20 protein-coding genes and 1 pseudogene are annotated in these 19,355 nt (G+C 60.0%); 11 read left to right on the top strand and 10 right to left on the bottom strand.

Annotation, left to right across the window (positions count from 1 at the left end; genetic code table 11):
• The first annotated feature begins 11 nt into the window (after positions 1-11).
• Both PVA48_RS04000 and PVA48_RS03995 read left to right on the top strand, forming a co-directional pair.
• Positions 12-1,271 (top strand): protoporphyrinogen/coproporphyrinogen oxidase, encoded by a 1,260-nt coding sequence (locus tag PVA48_RS04000; RefSeq protein ID WP_423232267.1) that lies wholly within the window; start codon positions 12-14, stop codon positions 1,269-1,271.
• A gap of 313 nt (positions 1,272-1,584) precedes the next feature.
• Complete coding sequence (locus PVA48_RS03995; protein WP_146021148.1) at positions 1,585-2,475, top strand: hypothetical protein; 891 nt, start codon at positions 1,585-1,587, stop codon at positions 2,473-2,475.
• An 88-nt stretch (positions 2,476-2,563) separates the two neighbouring features.
• On the opposite strand, the gene PVA48_RS03990 is transcribed toward PVA48_RS03995, so the two are convergent.
• Positions 2,564-4,222, bottom strand: a complete 1,659-nt coding sequence (locus PVA48_RS03990) for a sulfatase family protein (RefSeq protein ID WP_102728648.1) — start codon at positions 4,220-4,222, stop codon at positions 2,564-2,566.
• Between the two features lie 87 nt (positions 4,223-4,309).
• Here PVA48_RS03990 and PVA48_RS03985 point away from each other — a divergent pair, with 87 nt between their 5' ends.
• Entirely contained in the window at positions 4,310-6,208 is a 1,899-nt protein-coding gene (locus PVA48_RS03985; RefSeq protein WP_102728649.1) for a RecQ family ATP-dependent DNA helicase, read from the top strand.
• 3 nt (positions 6,209-6,211) lie between these two features.
• On the opposite strand, the gene PVA48_RS03980 is transcribed toward PVA48_RS03985, so the two are convergent.
• From PVA48_RS03980 to nadB, 4 genes and pseudogenes are all read right to left on the bottom strand, one after another.
• Complete coding sequence (locus PVA48_RS03980) at positions 6,212-7,399, bottom strand: glycosyltransferase (RefSeq protein WP_022395897.1); 1,188 nt, start codon at positions 7,397-7,399, stop codon at positions 6,212-6,214.
• Positions 7,396-8,655: a glycosyltransferase family 4 protein gene (locus tag PVA48_RS03975; RefSeq protein WP_423232266.1), complete on the bottom strand. Its 1,260-nt coding sequence runs from the start codon at positions 8,653-8,655 to the stop codon at positions 7,396-7,398. Before PVA48_RS03975 ends, PVA48_RS03980 begins: the two co-directional genes overlap by 4 nt.
• 17 nt (positions 8,656-8,672) lie before the next feature.
• Complete coding sequence (locus PVA48_RS03970; protein ID WP_102728651.1) at positions 8,673-9,704, bottom strand: hypothetical protein; 1,032 nt, start codon at positions 9,702-9,704, stop codon at positions 8,673-8,675.
• Positions 9,698-11,301 (bottom strand): annotated as a pseudogene (gene nadB, locus PVA48_RS03965) (L-aspartate oxidase). The gene PVA48_RS03970 and the pseudogene nadB overlap by 7 nt, the downstream one beginning before the upstream one ends.
• A 106-nt stretch (positions 11,302-11,407) precedes the next feature.
• Here nadB and rlmB point away from each other — a divergent pair.
• The 5 genes from rlmB to PVA48_RS03940 all read left to right on the top strand — a co-directional run bounded on the left by rlmB (position 11,408) and on the right by PVA48_RS03940 (position 13,691).
• Complete coding sequence (rlmB, locus tag PVA48_RS03960; protein WP_022398214.1) at positions 11,408-11,995, top strand: 23S rRNA (guanosine(2251)-2'-O)-methyltransferase RlmB; 588 nt, start codon at positions 11,408-11,410, stop codon at positions 11,993-11,995.
• 33 nt (positions 11,996-12,028) lie between these two features.
• Positions 12,029-12,607, top strand: coding sequence for a hypothetical protein (locus tag PVA48_RS03955; protein WP_423232265.1), 579 nt, complete (start codon positions 12,029-12,031; stop codon positions 12,605-12,607).
• A 14-nt stretch (positions 12,608-12,621) separates the two neighbouring features.
• The gene (locus PVA48_RS03950; protein WP_423232264.1) at positions 12,622-12,849 is read left to right on the top strand and encodes a hypothetical protein; all 228 of its coding nucleotides are present in this window, start codon (positions 12,622-12,624) and stop codon (positions 12,847-12,849) included.
• Between the two features lie 95 nt (positions 12,850-12,944).
• The gene (locus tag PVA48_RS03945) at positions 12,945-13,163 is read left to right on the top strand and encodes a hypothetical protein (protein ID WP_102728652.1); all 219 of its coding nucleotides are present in this window, start codon (positions 12,945-12,947) and stop codon (positions 13,161-13,163) included.
• 120 nt (positions 13,164-13,283) lie between these two features.
• On the top strand, positions 13,284-13,691 hold the full coding sequence (locus PVA48_RS03940; RefSeq protein ID WP_022398212.1) for a metal-dependent transcriptional regulator: 408 nt from the start codon (positions 13,284-13,286) through the stop codon (positions 13,689-13,691).
• A 60-nt stretch (positions 13,692-13,751) separates the two neighbouring features.
• On the opposite strand, the gene PVA48_RS03935 is transcribed toward PVA48_RS03940, so the two are convergent.
• The 3 genes from PVA48_RS03935 to PVA48_RS03925 form a co-directional block, all read right to left on the bottom strand.
• A complete protein-coding gene (locus tag PVA48_RS03935; RefSeq protein WP_423232263.1) occupies positions 13,752-14,567 on the bottom strand; it encodes an HAD-IC family P-type ATPase in 816 nt (271 codons plus the stop codon).
• A gap of 38 nt (positions 14,568-14,605) precedes the next feature.
• A complete protein-coding gene (locus PVA48_RS03930) occupies positions 14,606-15,847 on the bottom strand; it encodes an HAD-IC family P-type ATPase (RefSeq protein WP_423232262.1) in 1,242 nt (413 codons plus the stop codon).
• Between the two features lie 122 nt (positions 15,848-15,969).
• The gene (locus PVA48_RS03925; RefSeq protein WP_022398210.1) at positions 15,970-16,200 is read right to left on the bottom strand and encodes a hypothetical protein; all 231 of its coding nucleotides are present in this window, start codon (positions 16,198-16,200) and stop codon (positions 15,970-15,972) included.
• 300 nt (positions 16,201-16,500) lie between these two features.
• Between PVA48_RS03925 and PVA48_RS03920 the strand changes: the two genes are divergently transcribed.
• Positions 16,501-16,704, top strand: coding sequence for a hypothetical protein (locus tag PVA48_RS03920; RefSeq protein WP_102728654.1), 204 nt, complete (start codon positions 16,501-16,503; stop codon positions 16,702-16,704).
• Positions 16,705-16,746: 42 nt separating this feature from the next.
• A complete protein-coding gene (locus PVA48_RS03915; RefSeq protein ID WP_102728655.1) occupies positions 16,747-18,066 on the top strand; it encodes a carbohydrate porin in 1,320 nt (439 codons plus the stop codon).
• 166 nt (positions 18,067-18,232) lie between these two features.
• Here PVA48_RS03915 and PVA48_RS03910 read toward each other — a convergent pair whose 3' ends face one another.
• A complete protein-coding gene (locus PVA48_RS03910; protein ID WP_102721212.1) occupies positions 18,233-18,418 on the bottom strand; it encodes a hypothetical protein in 186 nt (61 codons plus the stop codon).
• Positions 18,419-18,673: 255 nt separating this feature from the next.
• On the opposite strand from PVA48_RS03910, the gene PVA48_RS03905 reads away from it, so the two are divergent.
• The gene (locus PVA48_RS03905) at positions 18,674-19,081 is read left to right on the top strand and encodes a hypothetical protein (protein ID WP_022398206.1); all 408 of its coding nucleotides are present in this window, start codon (positions 18,674-18,676) and stop codon (positions 19,079-19,081) included.
• Here the strand turns inward: PVA48_RS03905 and PVA48_RS03900 are convergent.
• The gene (locus PVA48_RS03900) at positions 19,026-19,337 is read right to left on the bottom strand and encodes a FeoB-associated Cys-rich membrane protein (RefSeq protein WP_423232261.1); all 312 of its coding nucleotides are present in this window, start codon (positions 19,335-19,337) and stop codon (positions 19,026-19,028) included. The genes PVA48_RS03905 and PVA48_RS03900 overlap by 56 nt on opposite strands.
• Positions 19,338-19,355 lie beyond the last annotated feature (18 nt).

Genomic DNA, 19,355 nt, shown 5'->3' with positions numbered 1-19,355 from the left:
TTCTTTATTCCATGATGAAATATGCTGTGATCGGAGCCGGAGTTTCCGGATTGTCCATGGCCGGAATGCTCTTGAAAAAGGGGCATGAGGTAGTGGTTTACGAGAAGGACAGCCGCCCCGGCGGCCTAGTCAAGTGCGCGGAGGTGCAGGGCAATTTGTACCACCTGGTAGGCGGTCATGTGTTCAATTCCCGGCGGCAGGAGGTATTGGACTGGTTCTGGTCCCGGTTTGACAGGGAGCGTGATTTTGTTTCCGCCCGCCGCCGTGCCGTCATTTCCCTGGAGGGCGGGGCTGTGGTGGATTATCCCATTGAGAACCATCTCGACCAGTTTCCGGAGGCCGTCCGTTCCTCCATCGTCCATGAACTGCTGGAGCTTTACAGGAATCCCCCTGCGGAACCCAGTTCCCTGGGAGAATTTTTCCGGAACCGTTTCGGGAAGACCCTGAACGACCTTTATTTCACGCCCTACAACAACAAGGTGTGGCGGCAGGACATCAACGGAATCGCCATGGACTGGCTGGAAGACAAGCTGCCCATGCCGACCGTGGCGGAAATCCTGTTGAATAACATTGGTCGCGTCAACGAAAGCGCCATGGTGCACAGCTCCTTCTTTTATGCAAAGCGCGGCGGCTCCCAGTTCCTGGCGGATACGCTGGCGCGCGGCCTGAAGGTCAGGTACCGGGCGGAGGCTGCGGACATCCGTGCGCAGGATGGAAAATGGCTCGTGCAGGGAGAATTGTTTGACCGGGTTGTTTTTACAGGGAATGCCAGGCAGCTTGCGGACTGCTTTCCCGGCGTGGATGAACTCCGTCCGTTCCTTCCCCGGATTTCGGCATTGCGCTCCCACGGCACCACCTCCGTGCTGTGCCGGATTGACCCCAACGGCTATAGCTGGATTTACATGCCCTCCCCGGACCACCGTTCCCACCGCATCATCTGCACGGGGAATTTTTCCAGGAACAACAATAACGGAGACATTACCACCGCCACCATTGAGTTTTCCGAGCAAATGACGGAAGAGGAAATCAGGCGGCAGTTGAAGCTTATTCCCTTTTCCCCCTCCTACCTGGCCCATCACTGGGAGGAATATACCTATCCCGTGCAGGATGCGTCCAGCCGGGCCCTGATCCGGGAGCTGAAGGAGTGCCTGGAACCCAGGGGCATTTACCTGCTGGGGCGTTTTGCGGAGTGGGAGTATTATAACATGGATGCGGCTATCGGCGCCGCCATGGACCTGGATAAGCGGCTGGACGCGGAGCTTCAACCATAAGGGCGCCCCCCGCGGACGCGGGAATATAAAAAAGGCGTTTATCGGCAAGTATCCGGCCAACGCTGTGGATTGGTAATCCGCTGTCAATGGAAAATTTTAACGGAGAACGAATTCCAGATATTTGACGTGTAATAAAAAAGATTTTCCATCATCCCCGTAGGATGGCCTGAACAGACAACTTTTTCAGGGTTATATTTTTACAGGTTCTCTTTTATTTTCTCCAAACAAGCGGATTACCAACTCGCTAGAAAGGGCGTGCAGAAAGCATGGCCCATGTTCTACCCGGCCATGCGTTTACCCGGAATCAACGCGCATGGCTATTCGTTATTGTTCTTTCGCGACACGCGGCTACCGCTGGCGGCAGTGGATGCGGATGACAAGTTTAAAGCTGGCGGAGCCTTCCGTGGAATTGTCTTTCTGGAATCTTGGCCGCCTTCTGTCCGCAGGCATCAGGCGCGAAGTGCCCTGGTTTGACCCTCATTTGCATGGGGCCGGTTACTGGTGCTGGAAACCCTTCATCATGCTCAGGGAACTGGAAAGCCTGCAGGAAGGGGACTATTTGCTTTACACGGATGCGGGGCGTCCGCCGGGAACGCTTTTCCGCCATTCAGTACAGCCTCTTGTCCAATGGCTGGAGGAGAAGGGGCAGGATATCCTGCCGGGAGTGAATATCTCCTATTACACGGGAGATTTGTCAAGATGGTGCAAGCAGAGCGTTTTTGACGCATTGAATCTGGATATCAGGGATTTCGAGCATAGCCCCCTGATTCAGCCGACTCCGTGTTTCCTGAAAAAATCGGAAGAAAGCGTCCGGATTCTTCGTGAATGGATGGAACTATGCCGGCAGTTCAGCCTGGTGTCTTCCCCGACTCCGGAGGAAAAAAGCCGCTGCCGTGACAATTTTGCGGACCATACGCATGACCAGACGCTGTGGTCGCTTGTTGCGGCCATGAACCATCTGGATTGCCTTTATTCCGGGAAGGGAGTCATCCATCTTGACGGGAGGCATCCCTTTTTACGGCACCCCGGATTTGATGACAAGGATCCGGACTTCTTTTTGGGAGAGCTTGGAGCGGAGAGGGTGGAAAGGCCTTTGCTTACCTTTCTCTCCGGCGTTCACCATGCAATTGCTTTTTGCGAGAAGGCCGTGAATAAATTGTCCAAGATCGCCGGATTGGGCCCCCGCAAAGGTTTTTACGGGTAAAGACGGGGTGGAATAGCCGGGATACCCAGGGAATAAAAAGGCGCCGGAATCTTCCGGCGCCTGGGAAAAGTTCCGCTGGAACGGCTTCCTACCAGGAAGCGTCAAATTTGGGAATGGGCGTTCCCTTTCCTCCGGGGCAGTTTTCCGGGACCTTGTACGCCTTGCGGAGTTCGTTGTAGCGCTTCTTGAGCTGTTCCACGGTGGACTTGTAGGCGGGATCGTCAATGACGTTCTTCATCTGCATGGGATCCTTCTTCATGTCAAAGAGCATCCATTCGTCACTGGTCCAGATGTAGGAGAGCGTGTAGCGGTCCGTCCGGATGCCGTCGTGGCGCGGGGCGTTGTGTTCGCCAGGATTCTCGTAGAAGCAGTAGTAGATGGCGTCCCTCCAGTTGTCCGGCTTCTTGCCCGTGAAGGCCGTGGGAAGCAGGGAAACGCCCTGGAAGGTATCCATGTTTTCCGGGGTGTCCGCTCCTGCTGCGGAAACGATGGTGGGAGCGTAGTCGATGTTCTGCACCATGGTGGTATTGCGGATGCCCGCGGGGATTTTTCCGGGCCATCTCATGATGAGGGGCATGCGGAGGGATTCCTCAAAAATCCAGCGCTTGTCGTACATGCCGTGTTCGCCCATGTAGAAGCCCTGGTCGCCGCAGTAGATGACCAGCGTGTCTTTGGAAAGGCCTTCCTTGTCCAGGTATTTCATGAGGCGTCCGATGCTGTCGTCCACGGAAAGCAGGCAGCCCAGGTAGTCTTCCATGTAGGCGTGCCATTTCCATTCCGCGAAGGCTTTCGGGTCTTTCAGCTTCCCGGATTTCATGCCGTCCACCAGGGACTTGGTGCGCTTGGCGTAGTAGTTCGTCCAGGTTTTCTTTTCTTCCGGGGTCATGCGGTTCAGTTCGCCCAGGTCCCAGCCGTAGCCGGGGGAGACGATGCTCTTGCGCATGTCTTCCGGCACCTGGTCCTTGAGCACCTTGAGGTCAGAATAAATCGCCATGTGCCTGGCTACGGTCTGCTGGTTTTTCTTCAGGAATTCCGGGCGGTTGGCGTAGTCGTCATGGAAGTTGGCGGGCGGCGTCAGCTTGGACGTGTTTACCTTGCCCAGATGGCGCAGGGCGGGGCACCAGGCGCGGTGAGGAGCCTTGTGGCCTACGACGAGAAGGAAAGGCTTGTCCTTGTCCCGGTTTTCCAGCCATTGGATGGATTTGTCCGTGACCACGTCCGTGGCGTAGCCGGGGAAGCGCTTCGTCTGGCGCTTCCCGTTCGGCTTGAGGCTGATGAAATCCGGATTGTAGTAACTGCCCTGGCCGGGGAAGATTTCCCACGTGTCAAAGCCGGTGGGGTCTGATTCCAGATGCCATTTGCCGAACAGGCCCGTCTGGTAGCCGGCTTTTTGCAGCATCTTCGGGTAGGTGGGCTGGGAGCCGTCCAGCGGCCTCTGGCCGTTGAAGACGAAGCCGTTCATGTGGGAGTGTCTTCCGGTCAGGATGCAGGCGCGGGAGGGTCCGCACAGGGAGTTGGCGCAGTAGCTGCGGTCAAAGACCATGCCTTGTCTGCCCAGCTTGTTGAAGTTGGGCAGCGAGACGGGGGAATCGTTCTTGGAGGTGCCCAGCGTCTGGTAGGCGTGGTCGTCCGTGATGATGAAAAGGATGTTCGGCTTTTTATTCCCCGCAGCCTTGGTCTGGGCTGTGAGGGGAGCTGCCGCCAGCAGGACCAGAGTTCCGGCAATGATGGTTTTCAAAGGTCTCATATTGCATGGAGGATATAGGATGAAGCCACCGTGTCAATGTCATAGGATTCCTTTTGCCGGGATTTTCCGTTATGATATCATTTTCCCATGCATTCCTCCCCGTTGGAAGACACGCTGCGTTTGTTCGGCAAGGAGCGGTTCCGCCCCATGCAGCGGGAGCTGATGGAGTGCGCGCTGGCGGGCCGGTCCTGCATCGGCATTTTGCCTACGGGTTCCGGCAAGAGCCTTTGTTACCAGATTCCGGCAGTGCTGGGAGACGGGGTGACGGTGGTGGTTTCCCCGCTGATCGCCCTGATGCGAGACCAGGTGGCCGGGCTGGAAAAGCTGGGCGTGGCCGCGGCCAGGTATGATTCCTCCCTGGCGGAGGAAGAGAAGGGCGCCCTGCTGGACAGCCTGAAGTCCGGGGCCGTCCGCCTGCTGTTCGCCGCGCCGGAGTCTCTGGAATCCCCGTGGATGCGGCAGGCCATGGAGTTTGTTTCTCCCGGCTTGTTCGTGGTGGATGAGGCGCACTGCCTCTCGGAGTGGGGGCACAGTTTCCGCCCGGATTACCTGGGGCTTCCCGTTTTTTTTAAAAAGCATGGGTTCCGGAGCGTTATGGCCCTGACGGCCACGGCTACGGAACGGGTGTGCCGCGACCTGGCCGCCCTGTTTGACGTGCAGGAGGACTGCATCTTCCGCGCCGCGCCTTACCGGGCGAATATTTTCCGCCAGGCGGAAGTGCTGAAGGAGCAGGATAAAACCGCGCGGCTGGTGCAGTTTTTGAAAGAGGACGGCCACCGTCCCGCCGTGGTGTACATCCGCACCCGGAAGGATGCGGAGAATCTTTCCTATGAACTGGGGAAGGCCGGTTTTTCCGTCAAGTCCTACCATGCGGGCATGCCGCCGGAAACGCGGGGGCTGGTTCAGGATGAGTTCCTGGCGGGGGCGGCGGACGTGCTGGTGGCGACGATCGCCTTCGGCATGGGAATTGACAAGCCGGACGTGCGCTCCGTGGTGCATTACCATCCCCCCGCCAGCCTGGAAGCGTATGTGCAGGAATCCGGCCGTGCCGGGCGCGACGGGCTGCCTTCCTTCAGTCTGGTGATGCTGTCCGGGCGCGACGGCGTGGCCGTGGTCAACCGCCTGCATGCGGCGGAGCCGGAACGCCATGGCGTAAAAGGGCTGGCGTCCCTGCTGTCCCGGAGGGGAGAGCATATTGTGTCCCTGTATGAGGCCTCCGCGGTCCATGACTTGCCGGATGTGGCGGTGGACCGGATGCTCTTTGACCTGAAGCGTTCCGGTTCCGTCCGGGAACAGGGCATGGGGTACAAGTATTACAAGGTGCGCCCCCTGTTCCGGATGGAGGAAATCCTGTGCGGCCGCGATGGGGAGGAACGTTCCCGGCTGCAATGGATGGACGGCCACCGGGAGGGGGAAGTGGAGGCTCTGGCCGCGGAATGGGGGATTTCCTGGGAAGAAGCCGGCGCATGGCTTGACGAGCTGGTCCTTTCCGGGGAATGGAAGGTGGACCTGCGCCAGACAGCCCTTCACCTGCATTCGGAAGGGTTTGATGCGGAAGAAGCCGCGGAGGAATTCGCGCAGTATTTTTCCCGGTCCCGGCTGAACGGGCTGGAACGCTGGAAAACGTGCGTTTCCACGCTGACGTCTTCCGCCTGCCTCAACAGGAGCCTGGACGCCTACTTCGGCTTCCGGGAGCCGTCCGGACCCTGCGGGCATTGTCCGGGGTGCTGCGGCGCAGTACCTGCGGAGATGGAATTGGAGGAACCCGGACCGCTTCCGGAAGAACTGCGTTCCGCCGTCATGGAGCTGGCGGCGCAGAGGAAGCCCGCGCTGGCCCGCCCTTCCCAGTTGACGCGTTTTCTGCTGGGGCTGGCTTCTCCGGCGGCCATGCGCGCGCGGCTGTGGGGGCACCCCCTTTACGGGACGCTGGCGGACAGAAGCTGGGAGGACGTGTGGATAGAGGCCCGCGCCCTGTTGGGGAATTAGCGGTCAGCTGCCGCCTTTGGCGGCCTCATAAGCGGCAATGATGCGCTTGCAGGAGTTTTCCGCATGCAGCAGGGAGCACCAGTAGCGGGAAATTTCCTCCGGGCTGCGTTTTCCTTCATCCCAGGCGCGGATTTCCTCCAGCAGCGCCCCGGAGACGCTTTCCGGGGTGTCTTTTGGGCTGAGCGTGCCGGAATCATGGGAAACGTACCATTGCAGGCAGTTCAGCAGGGGCGTAAGGCGCGGACCAACGACGGAAGCCCCGGCGCAGAGCGCTTCCGCGGAGGCGACGTGCGTTCCCTCGGACCGGGAGGTGCAGAGGCTGATTCTGGCTTGGGAGTATTTCTTTTGCAGCTCCGCGTTGGGCAGGTAGCCGGCCAGGCGGATGCGGGCGCGGAGGTCTTCCGGAAGATTGCCGTGCCATTCCCGGAGGAGGGGAGGGATGTTCCCGTAGATTTCCGCTTCCCAGTGCGGTGCGCGGGGCAGGGCCTGTTCCAGCGTGGCCATCAGCAGGAAGGGGCGTTTGTAGAGAAGGTCGTCCCAGCGGCCCACGGCCATGATGATGTTGCGTTTCTCCCCGGCATAGCGGCAGGTGGAGGAAATGGGGTTGGGAATGAGGGCCAGTTTCCGGACGATGGATTTTCCGTAGAGCCATTCCCGGTCCTGAATGGATTTGACGGCTGCCGGCATGGGGAAGGCTACCATGTCCCCCTGGTCCAGGTGTTTTCTTCTTCCCCGGCTGGCCAGGTTCCAGGTGTGCTGTTTCAGCAGGCGCAGCAGGAAAAAGGCGGTGCCCCTGATTTTTCCGCGGGCGAAGACGTCCCTGGTCCACATGTTTTCCGCGATGGGGAGCCAGTATTGCCACGGAAAAAACAGTCCGGAGGAATCCATGTACACCACCAGGAAGATGCCCGCGTCATGGATGGCCCTGGCGATGGGAAGATATTTGCCCGTGCCCCAGGCGTACAGGACCAGTCCGTCAATGCCCAGGGATTTCCACCAGGCGGCGTCTTCCAGGTTGGCGTACTCCGTGCGGATGAGGTCGGGGTCGTCCCCCTCCTGGACGGGCGTGGGCATGATGGCCCTGCTTTCCAAGCCGATCCGCTGGAAGGCTTTGCAGAAAGCCCCGGAATCACGGGAAAAGAAGGTGTGGTCCCCTTTGAAGGGAACGGGAGTGCAGGTGTACCATTTCATGATGCCGTGATGTTGGGGGATTGACGGAAGAGGCGGAGTTCCTCAAGAAGGCTGCCCATGGACTGAAGCCATGCGGCGGGAGAATACGTGGAGGACAGGAGCTGCTGCCCGTGCGCGCCCATGGACGGCCAGCGTTCCTCTTCCTCCAGGGCGGTGCGCAGCGTTTCCGCCAGCGCGTCCGCGGAAGGTTCCCGGGCAATCCAGCCGTTCCGGCCGTGGCTGATGAGCTCCGGCAGGCCGCCGCGGGGGGTGACGATGACGGGCGTGCCGTGGAGCCATGATTCCAGGACGACCATGCCAAAGGTTTCCTCCCACAGGGAGGGCGCCACGGCCAGTCCGCAGGCGGCGCGCACGGCGCCCTGTTCCTCATGGGGAATGAACCCGGTCAGGCGGATGGATTCAAGGCGGCGGAAAGCGACGTAGCGCTCCAGTTCCCCGCGCAGGGGGCCGTCCCCCATCAGGTAGAGGGTGCGGCCGGGAGGGGCAAGGCGTTCCCACGCCTGAACCAGTGGGAGGACGCCTTTTTCCTGCGTAAGGCGTCCGGCGTAAAGAACGTCCCGGCGGGGGTGGTCCGGCGGGGGTGGTCCGGCGGGGGTGGTCCGGCGGGGGTGGTCCGGCGGGGGTGGTCCGGCGGGGGTGGTTTTTTGCCGGATGAAGTGGGGAATGACCCTGATTTTGTCCTCCGGTATTCCGGTTTGGATGAGGAGCTCCCGCTGGCGGCGGCTGACGGCGATGTAGGAGGAAAGGCGGTTCCAGGTGCCCATGCGGCGCGTTTTATACAGCGTAGCGGCCGCCAGGGCGGAATAGGCCGCGCTGCCGCGCCAGCAGGCGTGCAGGACGCCGGGAAGGTAGTTGCCGTTTTTACAGGAGAAGCAGGGGGAGCCGTCCCGGTAGAATACCCCGTTGAGGCATCCGGCGCGGTAGTTGTGCAGGTAGTGGATGACGGGAACGGATTGCTTCAGGGCCAGCCCGTAGACGCAGGGGGACATGGCCGGGAACGTGTTGTGGATGATCCACGCGTCATAGCGGTCTCTGCGCAGGCATTCGCGCAGCTTTTCCTCCACGTCCCTGTTGCGGAGCATGTAGCGCATTTTCGTCAGCGCGCCGTGGGGGCTCTGGAACAGCTCCGCGGTGGAATAGACAAAGGGGGTGACGTCCGCCACGGCACGCAGCTCTTCCGTGATGGCGCGGAAGCAGACTTCCTCCCCCACGTCGCCGTAGCGGCTGAAAATATGTAGAATGCGTGGACGTTGCATGGCCGCGGCGGAACGGACTATCCCTGGAGTTCCCTCCTGAGCTTCTGGGGATCCTTCAACAGCTCCCTCTGGATGGCTTCCTGCTGCTGGCGCAGGCGGTCTTCCCGGGATTGGAGGGCTTTTCTCCCGGGGCCTACTTCGGAATTGACGAAGGGGTTGTTATCCCCCCATTTGGACCAGGGGCCGCGGGGGATGCGGTAGAATTCCACAAAGCGCCAGTGGACGACGGCCGTTCCGCCGGTGATGCCCAGGTAGTCGCGCACGGCGGGGGAGATGTCGATGCCCGCTCCCTTGTTTTGGGTGTTGACGGGGGGCTTGTCGCCGAAGACATAGGGCCAGTCTTCCGTGGTGAAGGGGCCGCAGTCCTCCCACTGGGCAAAGCAGGAGCGCTTGTTGTAGACGATCTGCACCCACCTGCCTTTGCAGACGGATTGCCCTTTCCCCGTGTATTCCCGGCGGAACCACGGGATGACGCGTGACGCCTCCGTCTTGTGCTCTCCCTTGCAAACGTCATTGTAGGGCAGCGCCACGTAAAAGGGATTTTGCCGGGGGACGAACGTTTTCGGGCGGAAGTCCACGGTGCGGCACACGGGGTCCGGATTGTCGAAACCGCCGAAGTTTTCCCGCCAGGCGGAGTCCCACGAGCTCTTGTGGTTGGCTACCGGGTTGCGCTCCGTGGAATCCTCCCCCACCCAGAAGACCGTGGCGGTGATATTGAGCCGCCAGGGATAGGTGCCGGGGCTCTGCCTGGCCGTCCTGGGAAGGATGCGGGGCTGGGGCGTCGGGCGTTTGCCGCCCGCGGCCGCGGCGGGTGATTTGACGATGACCCTGGGCAGCGGGTCCCGCTGCGTGGGGGTGATGATGACGGGGCCTTTGGGCCGTCCGGAGCTGTCCGCCAGGGCGCGGGTTGCGCTCCGGCCCGTCTGGATGTCCGCCCTGGCGGCCCCTGCCGGAGCCAGGGCCAGCAACGCAAGCAGGCATGCGGAAAGGAAGGAGTTCCCAGCGGAACCCTTCCGGAATGCCTGTTGACGTTGCCAGTGTTTTACCATCGGTGCAGTTGAGTGACGAAGCGGTGATCCAGCTTGCCGGGATAATCCGTGTTGAAGTGGAGCCCGCGGCTTTCATTGCGCCGCATGGCGCAGTCCACGATCAGGGAGGCCACCGCCACCAGGTTGCGCAGTTCCAGGATGTCCGGCGTGATGCGGTACCCCCAGTAGAAGTCCTTCACCTCCCGGTGAAGCATCCGGAGGCGCGTGGCCGCGCGGTCCAGCCTTTTGTTGGTCCGCACGATGGAGACATAATCCCACATCAGGCGGCGGATTTCATCCCAATTGTGATAGATGACGGAAAGTTCGTCCGGCAGGGCGGTATCCCCGTGGTGCCACGCGGGGATGTCGTAAGAAGTGGGGGCATCCTTTCTCAGCGGCTGGAGGGAGAGCATGGAGTCCAGCGCGCGCTTGGCGACCACCACGCATTCCAGCAGGGAGTTGGAGGCCAGGCGGTTGGCGCCGTGGAGGCCCGTGCACCCGGTTTCCCCGGCGGCGTAAAGGCCGTCCAGGCTGGTCTGGCCGTTGACGTCCGTCAGGACGCCGCCGCACTGGAAGTGCGCTGCGGGAACGACCGGAATGGGCTCCCTGGCGGGGTTGATGCCGTAGCGGCTGCAGGTCTCGTAAATCAGGGGAAGCGCTCCTGGACGAAGCCCTCCGGCTTATGGGAGATATCCAGATAGACGCACATGCTGCCCGTCCTCTTCATTTCCGAGTCCACGGCGCGGGCGGTAATGTCGCGCGGGGCCAGGGATTTGCGGGGATCGTACTTGTGCATGAATTCCTTCCCGTCCGCTCCAATCAGTACGCCGCCTTCGCCCCGCACGGCCTCGGAGATGAGGAAGGAGCGCGCTTCCGCTCCTTCCGCGCGGGTGTTGAAGAAGCAGGTGGGGTGGAACTGCACGAATTCCATGTTGGCGATGGTGGCTCCCGCGCGCCAGGCCATGGCTACGCCGTCCCCCGTGGCGGAATCATTGTTGGTGGTGTACAGGTACACGCGTCCGCAGCCGCCGGTGGCGAGCAGCACGCGGTCTGACCGGAAAATTTCCACTTCCCCGGAGGCGCGGTCCAGCACGTAGGCCCCAAGCACGCGGTCTTCCGTGACCAGACCTAGTTTGGTCGTCGTAATCAGGTCGATGGCGAAGTGGTCTTCCAGCAGTTGGATGTTGGGGTGGAGCTTGGCCGCCTCCAGCAGCTTGGAGGTGATTTCCAGGCCGGTGGCGTCCTTGGCGTGGAGGATGCGCCGCTTGGTATGGCCTCCCTCCCGGGCCAGTTCGTAATCCTCCCCCTGGTTGCCGGGGTCAAAATTGACGCCCCATTCCAGCAGTTCCCGGATGGCGCCGGGGCCTTCCTCCACAATGGTGCGTACGGCCTGTTCGTTGCAGAGGCCCGCGCCGGCGTCCAGCGTGTCCGCAATGTGGTCTTCAAAGGAGTCGTTGCGGTCCCAAACGGCGGCTATGCCGCCCTGCGCCTTGGCGGAACTGCAATCCAGAAATTTGCCTTTTGTAATGACGGCAACCTTGCCGTGTTCCGCCGCTCTCAAGGCGAAACTCAATCCGGCAACACCTGCCCCAATGACTAAAAAGTCGCTCGTCTTCATCTTGAATGGTACGGAACTGTAGCATAACGGAGACCCTCAAGTCACGCCCAATGATGGGGCGGCGGGGCATATTTGTCTGGAAAAGAAGCGTGAAACACGCTAATTCATGGGCATGAGACCCCAAGGGAACGAACAGGAGGCGCGCCGGAACAAGCATGTGCGCAGCGCTCCGGCCAAAATTGCCGTGAAGGCGCTGGGAGAGGATGTGCTGGACGGGATTCTGGACAAGTCCCCCAACCCCCTGCTGCTGATTCTGGACTGCGTGCAGGACCCCCACAACCTGGGAGCCATTCTGCGGACGGCGGACGGCGCGGGCGTGGATGCCGTAATCGCTCCGCGTGACAAGTCCGTGGGCATTACGGAGACCGTGCTGCGCGTCTCCGTGGGGGCGGCGGAAAAGGTGCCTTTCATCCAGGTGACCAACCTGGCGCGCACCATGAAGCAGCTCCAGGGCCGCGGCATCTGGATATTCGGCACCTCGGACAAGGGGGACCGCGACCTGTATGAAACGGATTTCACGGGGCCGGCCGCGCTGGTGATGGGCGCGGAAGGGGAAGGAATGAGGCGGCTGACGGAAGAGAATTGCGACTTCCTGATCAGGATTCCCATGAAGGGGAGCGTTCCGTGCCTGAACGTGTCCGTAGCTACGGGCGTGTGCCTGTATGAGATGGTGCGGCAGCGGCTGCGCTCCTGATTCCATGGTTGTTTTCCTCCTCCCTCCGTCCTTATGATTCAGGAACTTGACCTTGCTCCGGGAGAACGTGCCCGGTTCATTTCAGACGTCCACTTCGGCCATGCCAAGGCGCTGGCCCGGGAGCCGGAGGAGCTGGCTTTCCTGCTGGAGGGGTGCACTCATCTGGTGGTGTGCGGGGACCTCAGTGAAACCCGTGAAAGCCCCTGCCAGGCGGAAGGGCTGGAAAAACGCGCCCGTTTCCTGCAAATGTGCCGGGATGCCGGAGTGCAGCCCGTGCTGCTGGCCGGCAACCATGACCCGGATGAGAAGGCCGGACTGCTGAAATTGCAGGGGGGACGCGTCTGCGCCCTGCACGGTCATGCCCTGTTCAAGGAGGTGGCCCCGTGGGGATGGGAATATTTGAAAAACAAGCAGGCCTCCCGTGAGCTGATTGCCGCGTTCCCGGAGGCGGATACGGATTTGCGGCGGCGGCTGGAACTGGCGCGCGCCATGAGCGTGCTGGTTCCCCCATTTACACGCGTTCCGGGGCGTGCCGGAACAAGCTGGTGCGTTTTCTGGCGCATTCCGCCTGGCCGCCGGAGCGGCCCGCGCAGATTCTTCTGGCATGGCTGACGATGATGCGGCGCATGCGGAAATTCACGGAACGCTTTTTCCCGGAAGCGGAAGTCGTCATCTTCGGCCATCTGCACCGCCGTGCGGTGACCGGGAAAAGGGGAGGGCGGCTGTACGTCAATCTGGGCGCCTGCTTCCACCATGCCGAGTGCTGGGCGGCGGACGTGACGGCGGAGGGGGGCGTCTCCATCCGCAGCTATACGCCTGAAGGGTATGACGGTCCGGCGGTGGTTCTCCGCTGACCGCGTCCCGCAGAGGAAGGAAAAAAGGGAAGGGGAACGCGCCCGTGTTTAGGCGATAATGTGTTAGAGCACCGGATGACTAGTCCATACAGTTTGTGGACGCGTTCCCCAAGGAGTTTGGCCGCGCCTGTTTTCCCTTGTTGTCGGAGGGACAATTTTTCCCGGAGCATTTCAGGGCGCAGCCCCGGCAGCAGCAGGGGCGCGAGGCGGAAAAGAACCTGGAGAAGAAGGACTCCGTTCTGGCGGGAACGCCGCCGGAGCATTTTCTTCCGTTGTTTCTTTCCGGGTTTGGGCTGACCATGAATGAAAGTTAGTGAGATCTAACTTGCCTTGCAAGAAAAAAGTTTGTCTCACCTAATATTTTTCAAGAAGAGGTTGACTTGACCGGAGCTTGGGTTATTGTTTTTGTTAGTTAAACCTAATAAGCATCAGTCATGATACGCAAAAACTTTCCCTCCCTGGAGCTGAGCAACAGCCTGGAGGATTACATTGAGGCCGTCCGCAACATCGAGCTGGAAAAAGGGTGCGCCGCCGTAGGAGAGATTGCGGAGGCGCTGAACGTGAAAAAGCCTTCCGTCTCCCTGGCCATGAAGCAGTTGAAGGAACGCGGCCTGGTTGAATATACGCAGTATTCCCCCATTGTGCTGACCCGGGAGGGCCGTTATTACGCGGACCGGGTTATTTCCTGCCATACCATGGTGAAAGAATTCCTGATCACGGTGCTGAAGATGGAGGAGAAGCGCGCGGACGAAGTGGCCTGCGGCATTGAACACATCATGACGCTGGAGGAAATTTCCCGGTTCCAGCTCCTGACGGAGCATTGCCGGAAGAGCGGAGAATAGGAAGGCCCAGGACGTTTTTCAAAGGGATGGTTCATTTCCACATGAACCATCCCTTTCCTTTTACTGCGGAGTGCCGACCGGGGGCAGGCAGCGGCGCGTGCTGCGCGCGCTGACGTACACCGTGGAGGCATTGTGGAGGAATGCGGAAAGGGCCGGGGTAATCAGCCCGAACATGCCCAGCAGAATCAGGGAGGTGTTGAACCCGACGATGAAGCGGTAGTTGCGCTCTATTTTTTCAAGGACGGCGCAGCTTAGTTCCCTTAAAACCGCCAGTTCACTCAGGGAGCTGGACAGCAGGGAAATGTCCGCTACTTCACGGGCGATGTCGGAGGAATCCTTCATGGAGACGGAGACGTCCGCGCAGGAAAGGGCGGGGGAATCGTTGATGCCGTCACCCACCATGCACACCGTTCTTCCGGACTGCTTCAACTGCTGGATGAAGCGCGCCTTGTCCTCCGGCAGAACCTGGGAGCGGTATTCCGTGATGCCCAGCTGGCGGCTGATGGCGCGGGCGGCGGACTCGCTGTCTCCGGTGAGCATGATGATGGAGGAAATGCCCTGCCGCTTCAGCCGGGCGATCGTTTCCCTGGCTTCCGGCCTGGGAGGATCGCTGACGCCGATCATGCCGATCGCCCTGCGGCCTATGGCCAGGAAGATGTTGGATTTGCCCCTGGCGTGGCTGCGGATAGTCTGCCGCTGTTCTTCCGTGAGGGGGATGCCTTCATCTTCAAAAAGGAAGTGGTAGCTGCCCACGAGGACCTTCTTCCCATGCAGGCGGGAGGAGATGCCGTGGGCCACGATGTATTCCACCTCCGCGTGCTCTTCCTCATGGTGCAGGCCTTCCTCCAGCGCCTTGCGCACGACGGCCCGCGCCACGCTGTGGGGGAAGTGCTCTTCCAGGCAGGCGGCCGTTTTCAGGATGTATTCCCGGCTGCAGTCGCTCGGGGGACAATCTGCGTCACCTGGGGGCAGGCGGAGGTCAGCGTGCCCGTCTTGTCAAAAACGATGGTGTCCGCCCTGGCGAACAGCTCCATGAATTTTCCGCCCTTGATCATGATCTTGCGCGCGGAAGCTTCCTTCATGGCGGAGATGACGGAAATGGGCGTGGCGAGCTTGATGGCGCAGGAATAATCCACCATCAGCACGGAGAGCGCCTTGGAGATGTTCCGGGTGAACAGGAACAGCGCACCCGCCGTGAGCAGGGTGAGGGGAACGATGGAATCCGCGAGTTTTTCCGCCCGGCTCTGGATGCGGGCCTTCAATTCCTCCGAATGGTCAATCAGGGCGATGATGTTGTTGATGCGGGACTGGTCGCCCATGGCGTCCACCCGGATGACGAGGGAGCCTGTTTCCAGCGTGGTCCCGGCGAAGACGACGGAGCCTTCCTGCTTGGCTGCCGCTTCCGATTCTCCCGTCATGGCGGCCTGGTTCACTTCCGCCTCCCCGGACAGGACGGCGCCGTCCACGGGGATGACGTTGCCGGCGTCCACTCGGATCTTGTCCCCGGGCCGGATTTGTTCCATGGGAACCTGGCGCATGCCGTCCTTTTCCACCCTCCAGACCTGGTCCACGTTGATGCTCAGGCTGGCCGCAAGCGCCGCCCGGGTCTTCTTCCGCGTGTAATTTTCCAGCAGGTCTGAAATGGAAAGAAGGAACATGATGGAATTGGCCGTTCCGTAGGCCCTGGTGCCGATGGAGACACCGATGGATACGGCGTCCAGAACCGCCACATTGAGCCTGCCGCTGCCCAGGCCTGCCATTCCGCGCCGGAAATAGGAGCCGTAGTTCCAGAAAGCCTTGGCCATTCTGAGAGGGGGCGGCAGGAATAATTTGCAGAGCAGGAAGGAAGAAACTTTCCCGGCTATCTTAAGGGAAAAGGATTGGCCCAGTTTCCTGGCTTCCGCTCGTTCTTCCGGTTCATGGCTGCGGAGCGTTTCCGGCCTGAGCCTGTCCAGCACGCGGAAAATGGTCTGGGGATTCGCCCCTTCGTACAGGATGAACACCCCCCCGTTGCAGGGAGTGGCCTTGACGGAGCTGACCCCTTTCAGCTTCAGGAGCCTGCATTCAATGCCGCAGGCCTGGTCATGGTTGAACATGCCGCGGCCGCAGCGCACCCGGAGCCTGCCGGGCGTATGGTGGATAACCTGATAGTGCATCGGTTTGGAAAAATGAAAAAGGGGAAACGCCCTTCTCCGTGCGTTTCCCCGTTGGAGGCTGCCCGTTCCGCCGGCGGAGAAGGAAACGGACTGCCCCAGTATGATGATGAACAATGAGATTGTTACTGTTCCGGCTTGCGGTTTTCAGCGGCGGCCTCGTGGCACAAGTCCTGCGCTTCTTCACGGATATTGGCCAGTTGCTCCATGGCCTTCTGCTGGATGAGCATGGCTTTGGAAAGCCCCTGGACGGCCAATTTCCTGGTAGCGGGGCTTTTAACCACTTTCGTGCCGATGGCGGCGGCGATGACTCCGCCGACGAAGCCCCAGAGGCCCTTGTTGTTGATGTAACTCATGGTAATGTTTTTTGTTGGGTTCAGCCGGCCTTGGCGGCATGCAGCCGTTTCTTTCCCGGAAGGGTTGGATGATCTCCAATAGGCCTGCTTTTTTGTAACGTTCCGCAGGTTTCAGGTCAAGTTGAATTAGTTCCAACTAATTTTTTTACGGTACGTAAAATTATTTTAAAGATTTTTCAATACATTGATCATAAAAGAGGTATGAAACGTGCTTCATGGAAGGAGTTCCAAATTGGAAAAGGGCTAAGGGAGAAAAAGTGTTGACTCAATAGTTAGTTCTATCTAACTTTGCCGCGTTGCATGAACTTGACCCATACAGGACTTCACCGTTTCTTCCGCCGGATTTGCCGGTACCGGAAACTGGCCGGGCTTCTCGTCCGGCGTCCCAGATACCGCCTGCTCTGCGGGGACTGTGAGTTCTGTATGGGCGCATGCGGCAAAGCCGTGGATGCGCAGTCCGCCGCAGGCCGGGAGCAGGAATGCTCCTTCGCCATGGAAGGCTGAACATCCGCGATTGACGAGGAAGACTCAAGATACAGCATTACTATGAAGAAACGCTACATGATACCCGCCCTGCTGGCCTGCTCCGGCTTCTGCATGGCCGGTACGGCATCCGTAGCCACTACCGTCGCCGCTCTGGCTGCGGAAGAGGCTGAAGGCAAAGGTTCCATTCTGGACGACATCGACCTGTTCGGGGACGAATACGGCGATGAAAGCACGCCCATTCCGAACGATCTTCTGACCAGGGCCCTGACGGATCTGCATAAAGGCGCTTACGAGAAAGCCGGCTTCCAGTTCCTGGTGGAGCAGGCGTTCCTCTATACCAAGGGCCACCATGCGGCCGCGAACGAAGAGACTGCCGGTTCCAGCCAGAGCTGGTACAAATTCCACGCCCAGGCCGGGCTGCAGCTGTTCAAATCCAGCCGCAACCAGGGAACCTGGATCAAGAGCGAGCTCTCCGGCTCCGTGGCCCTGAACAAGCATACGCACCGCACCACGCTGGACGACTCCTGGGGCGCGAGCGGCCCCGCCAACTGCGACGTTTTTGAAGACGGCTACTTCTACCTGCCGGAACTCCTCCTTTCCCAGGGTTTCATGGACGGCCAGCTCGTCATCATGGGCGGCATGATCAACCAGACGAACTATTTTGACGCCAATACGTATGCCAACACCACCTTCGGACAGTTCGGCGGCGCTCCCTTCGTCAACAACCAGGTGCTTCCGCTGGGGGACTCCAACTTCGGGGTCGTGGGGCAGTACCAGTTCAATGAAAACTGGTTCATCCAGGTGGGCGGCAACATGATGGACAATGAACCCCGCCGCAACCCGTTCCACCACACGACCGGAAAATCCTTCAACCTGCTTGGTGAAATCGGCTGGACGCATGAAAAGGCCTTCGGCATCGGCACGGGCACGTACCGCCTGCAGCCGTTCATGTTCCATGCGGACGGCAAGAACCATGGAGGCGTGGCGTTCAACCTGGAACAGGACCTGGGCAGCAGCCCGTTCGCCCTGTTCGCCCGCGCCGGCTGGAGCAGCGCCGAATCAGGCAACATCTGCGGAGCGGAAGCCCAGGCGTCCGCCGGGGTCATTTTCAAGAAACCTCTGGAAGTCATGACCGGCTTGAAAGAAGCGGACGGCAACTTCTTTGGCGTAGGCTTCTCCGTGAGCAAGCCGGATGCCGACACGCTGGCGGAAACGCGGCCCGGGCATGACCGGGAAATGATTCTGGAATGCACGTACAGCTTCTCCATTACGCCGTACTGCCTCATCCAGCCTTCCTACCAGTATGTGAAGAATCCTTCCGGGCGGGATGACGTCAACTCCGCCAATATCTTCTCCGTACAATGCGTCGTCACGTTCTAGGCGGGAAATGTCCCGAATCTGTGGAAGCGCAATAATAATCAAGTCTTCCTTGTCCGTCTGCATGCAGAGAGCGGAATCCTGCGTGCAAGGGCATTGAAGGGGTCTGCATGACCTGGCGGCAACGTCGCATTCTCGATCAGGTAGGGGGTGCGGCGTTGCTTATTCTTTATCTCAAAGGAAGCGAGAGGCGCTTGAAACGCCTGTGTTCCTGAACCCCGTCATTCCGTTGTCCGGACTGGGGCGCTGCGGAAGAGGCCTGTACGGAGGAGGCCGGCGCCGTATTCCGCACCGGTTCCCTGCGGGCCGTATCCGCCTGACAGGAGGCTGCCAGCAGGCAGGCGGCTCCTATCATGATACATGTGTACTTGTTCATCATCTTATGTTGTGCGGCTGGTTGTAGCCGCTGATGGTTAGATTAGCACTTCTTCCCATCTGTTGAAAGTTCTTTGGTTTGACTAACAACAAGTTAGGTGAATTAAACACGAAGAAGAACGTTAAGGTCAGCGCCTTGCACGCTGCCGGATTTATGACAATTGATGACATTTCCGGCGTCAGGAAACATTTAAAACCATGTTGACTTGGATGGGAACTGTCTTAAACTGACAGAATGAGTAAGGTTCAATGGGAAATTTCAAATGATGAAGTGACCGACCGTGATACTGCTCTGCGCCGCTTGCAGGAGGGAACGACTGGCCATGTGGTATGCGCCCGTGACGGCGCGTGCCTCCAGTCCTACAAGGAAGCGGACGGCATCTACCACTGTGAAATCGTGTTCAAGACGGGCTCATGCTGCCCGCCGGTATTCGCCGCTCCGGAAGGGGTGACGGGGCAGGAGCTGGAAACGCTGTACGACCGTTTTGCCAGCGGTGACGACTTCTCCTTTGTGGAAAAGGAATGGGAGCCCCTGATGGCCGTGGAGTACCGCCACCGCCACAATGTGATGTGGTTCATCTTCCTGTTTATCGCGCTGGTGATTGCGGCCATGGCGGCGTACCAGCACGGCTGGATTGGTTAAGGAGGGAGCGCATGCGGCATGCGCAGAAGGAAAGAACCTGCAAACCGCGGGCGGTCTGCAGGTTCTGAAAGAAAGGGCTGAGACTGGGCTCAGTCCTGTTTTCTTGATCGTCGTCGTGATGGTGGCCTCCGCAGCAACCGCCGCCGCTGCCGCACCCGTCACAGTTGCCGCAGCACTTGCCGCGCTTGCTGAACGTTTTATACAGCGCGTAGGCCAGGGCCAGGAAAAGGAGGGTGGCAATGATATATGTTCCCATGTTGGTGAGGGGGTTAGG

It is taken from the genome of Akkermansia sp. JRP_AM1, from assembly GCF_049262625.1.
GTDB lineage: Bacteria > Verrucomicrobiota > Verrucomicrobiia > Verrucomicrobiales > Akkermansiaceae > Akkermansia > Akkermansia massiliensis.
The sequence above is the reverse complement of the archived record's forward strand: the minus strand, read 5'-3'. Positions and strand labels throughout refer to the sequence as shown.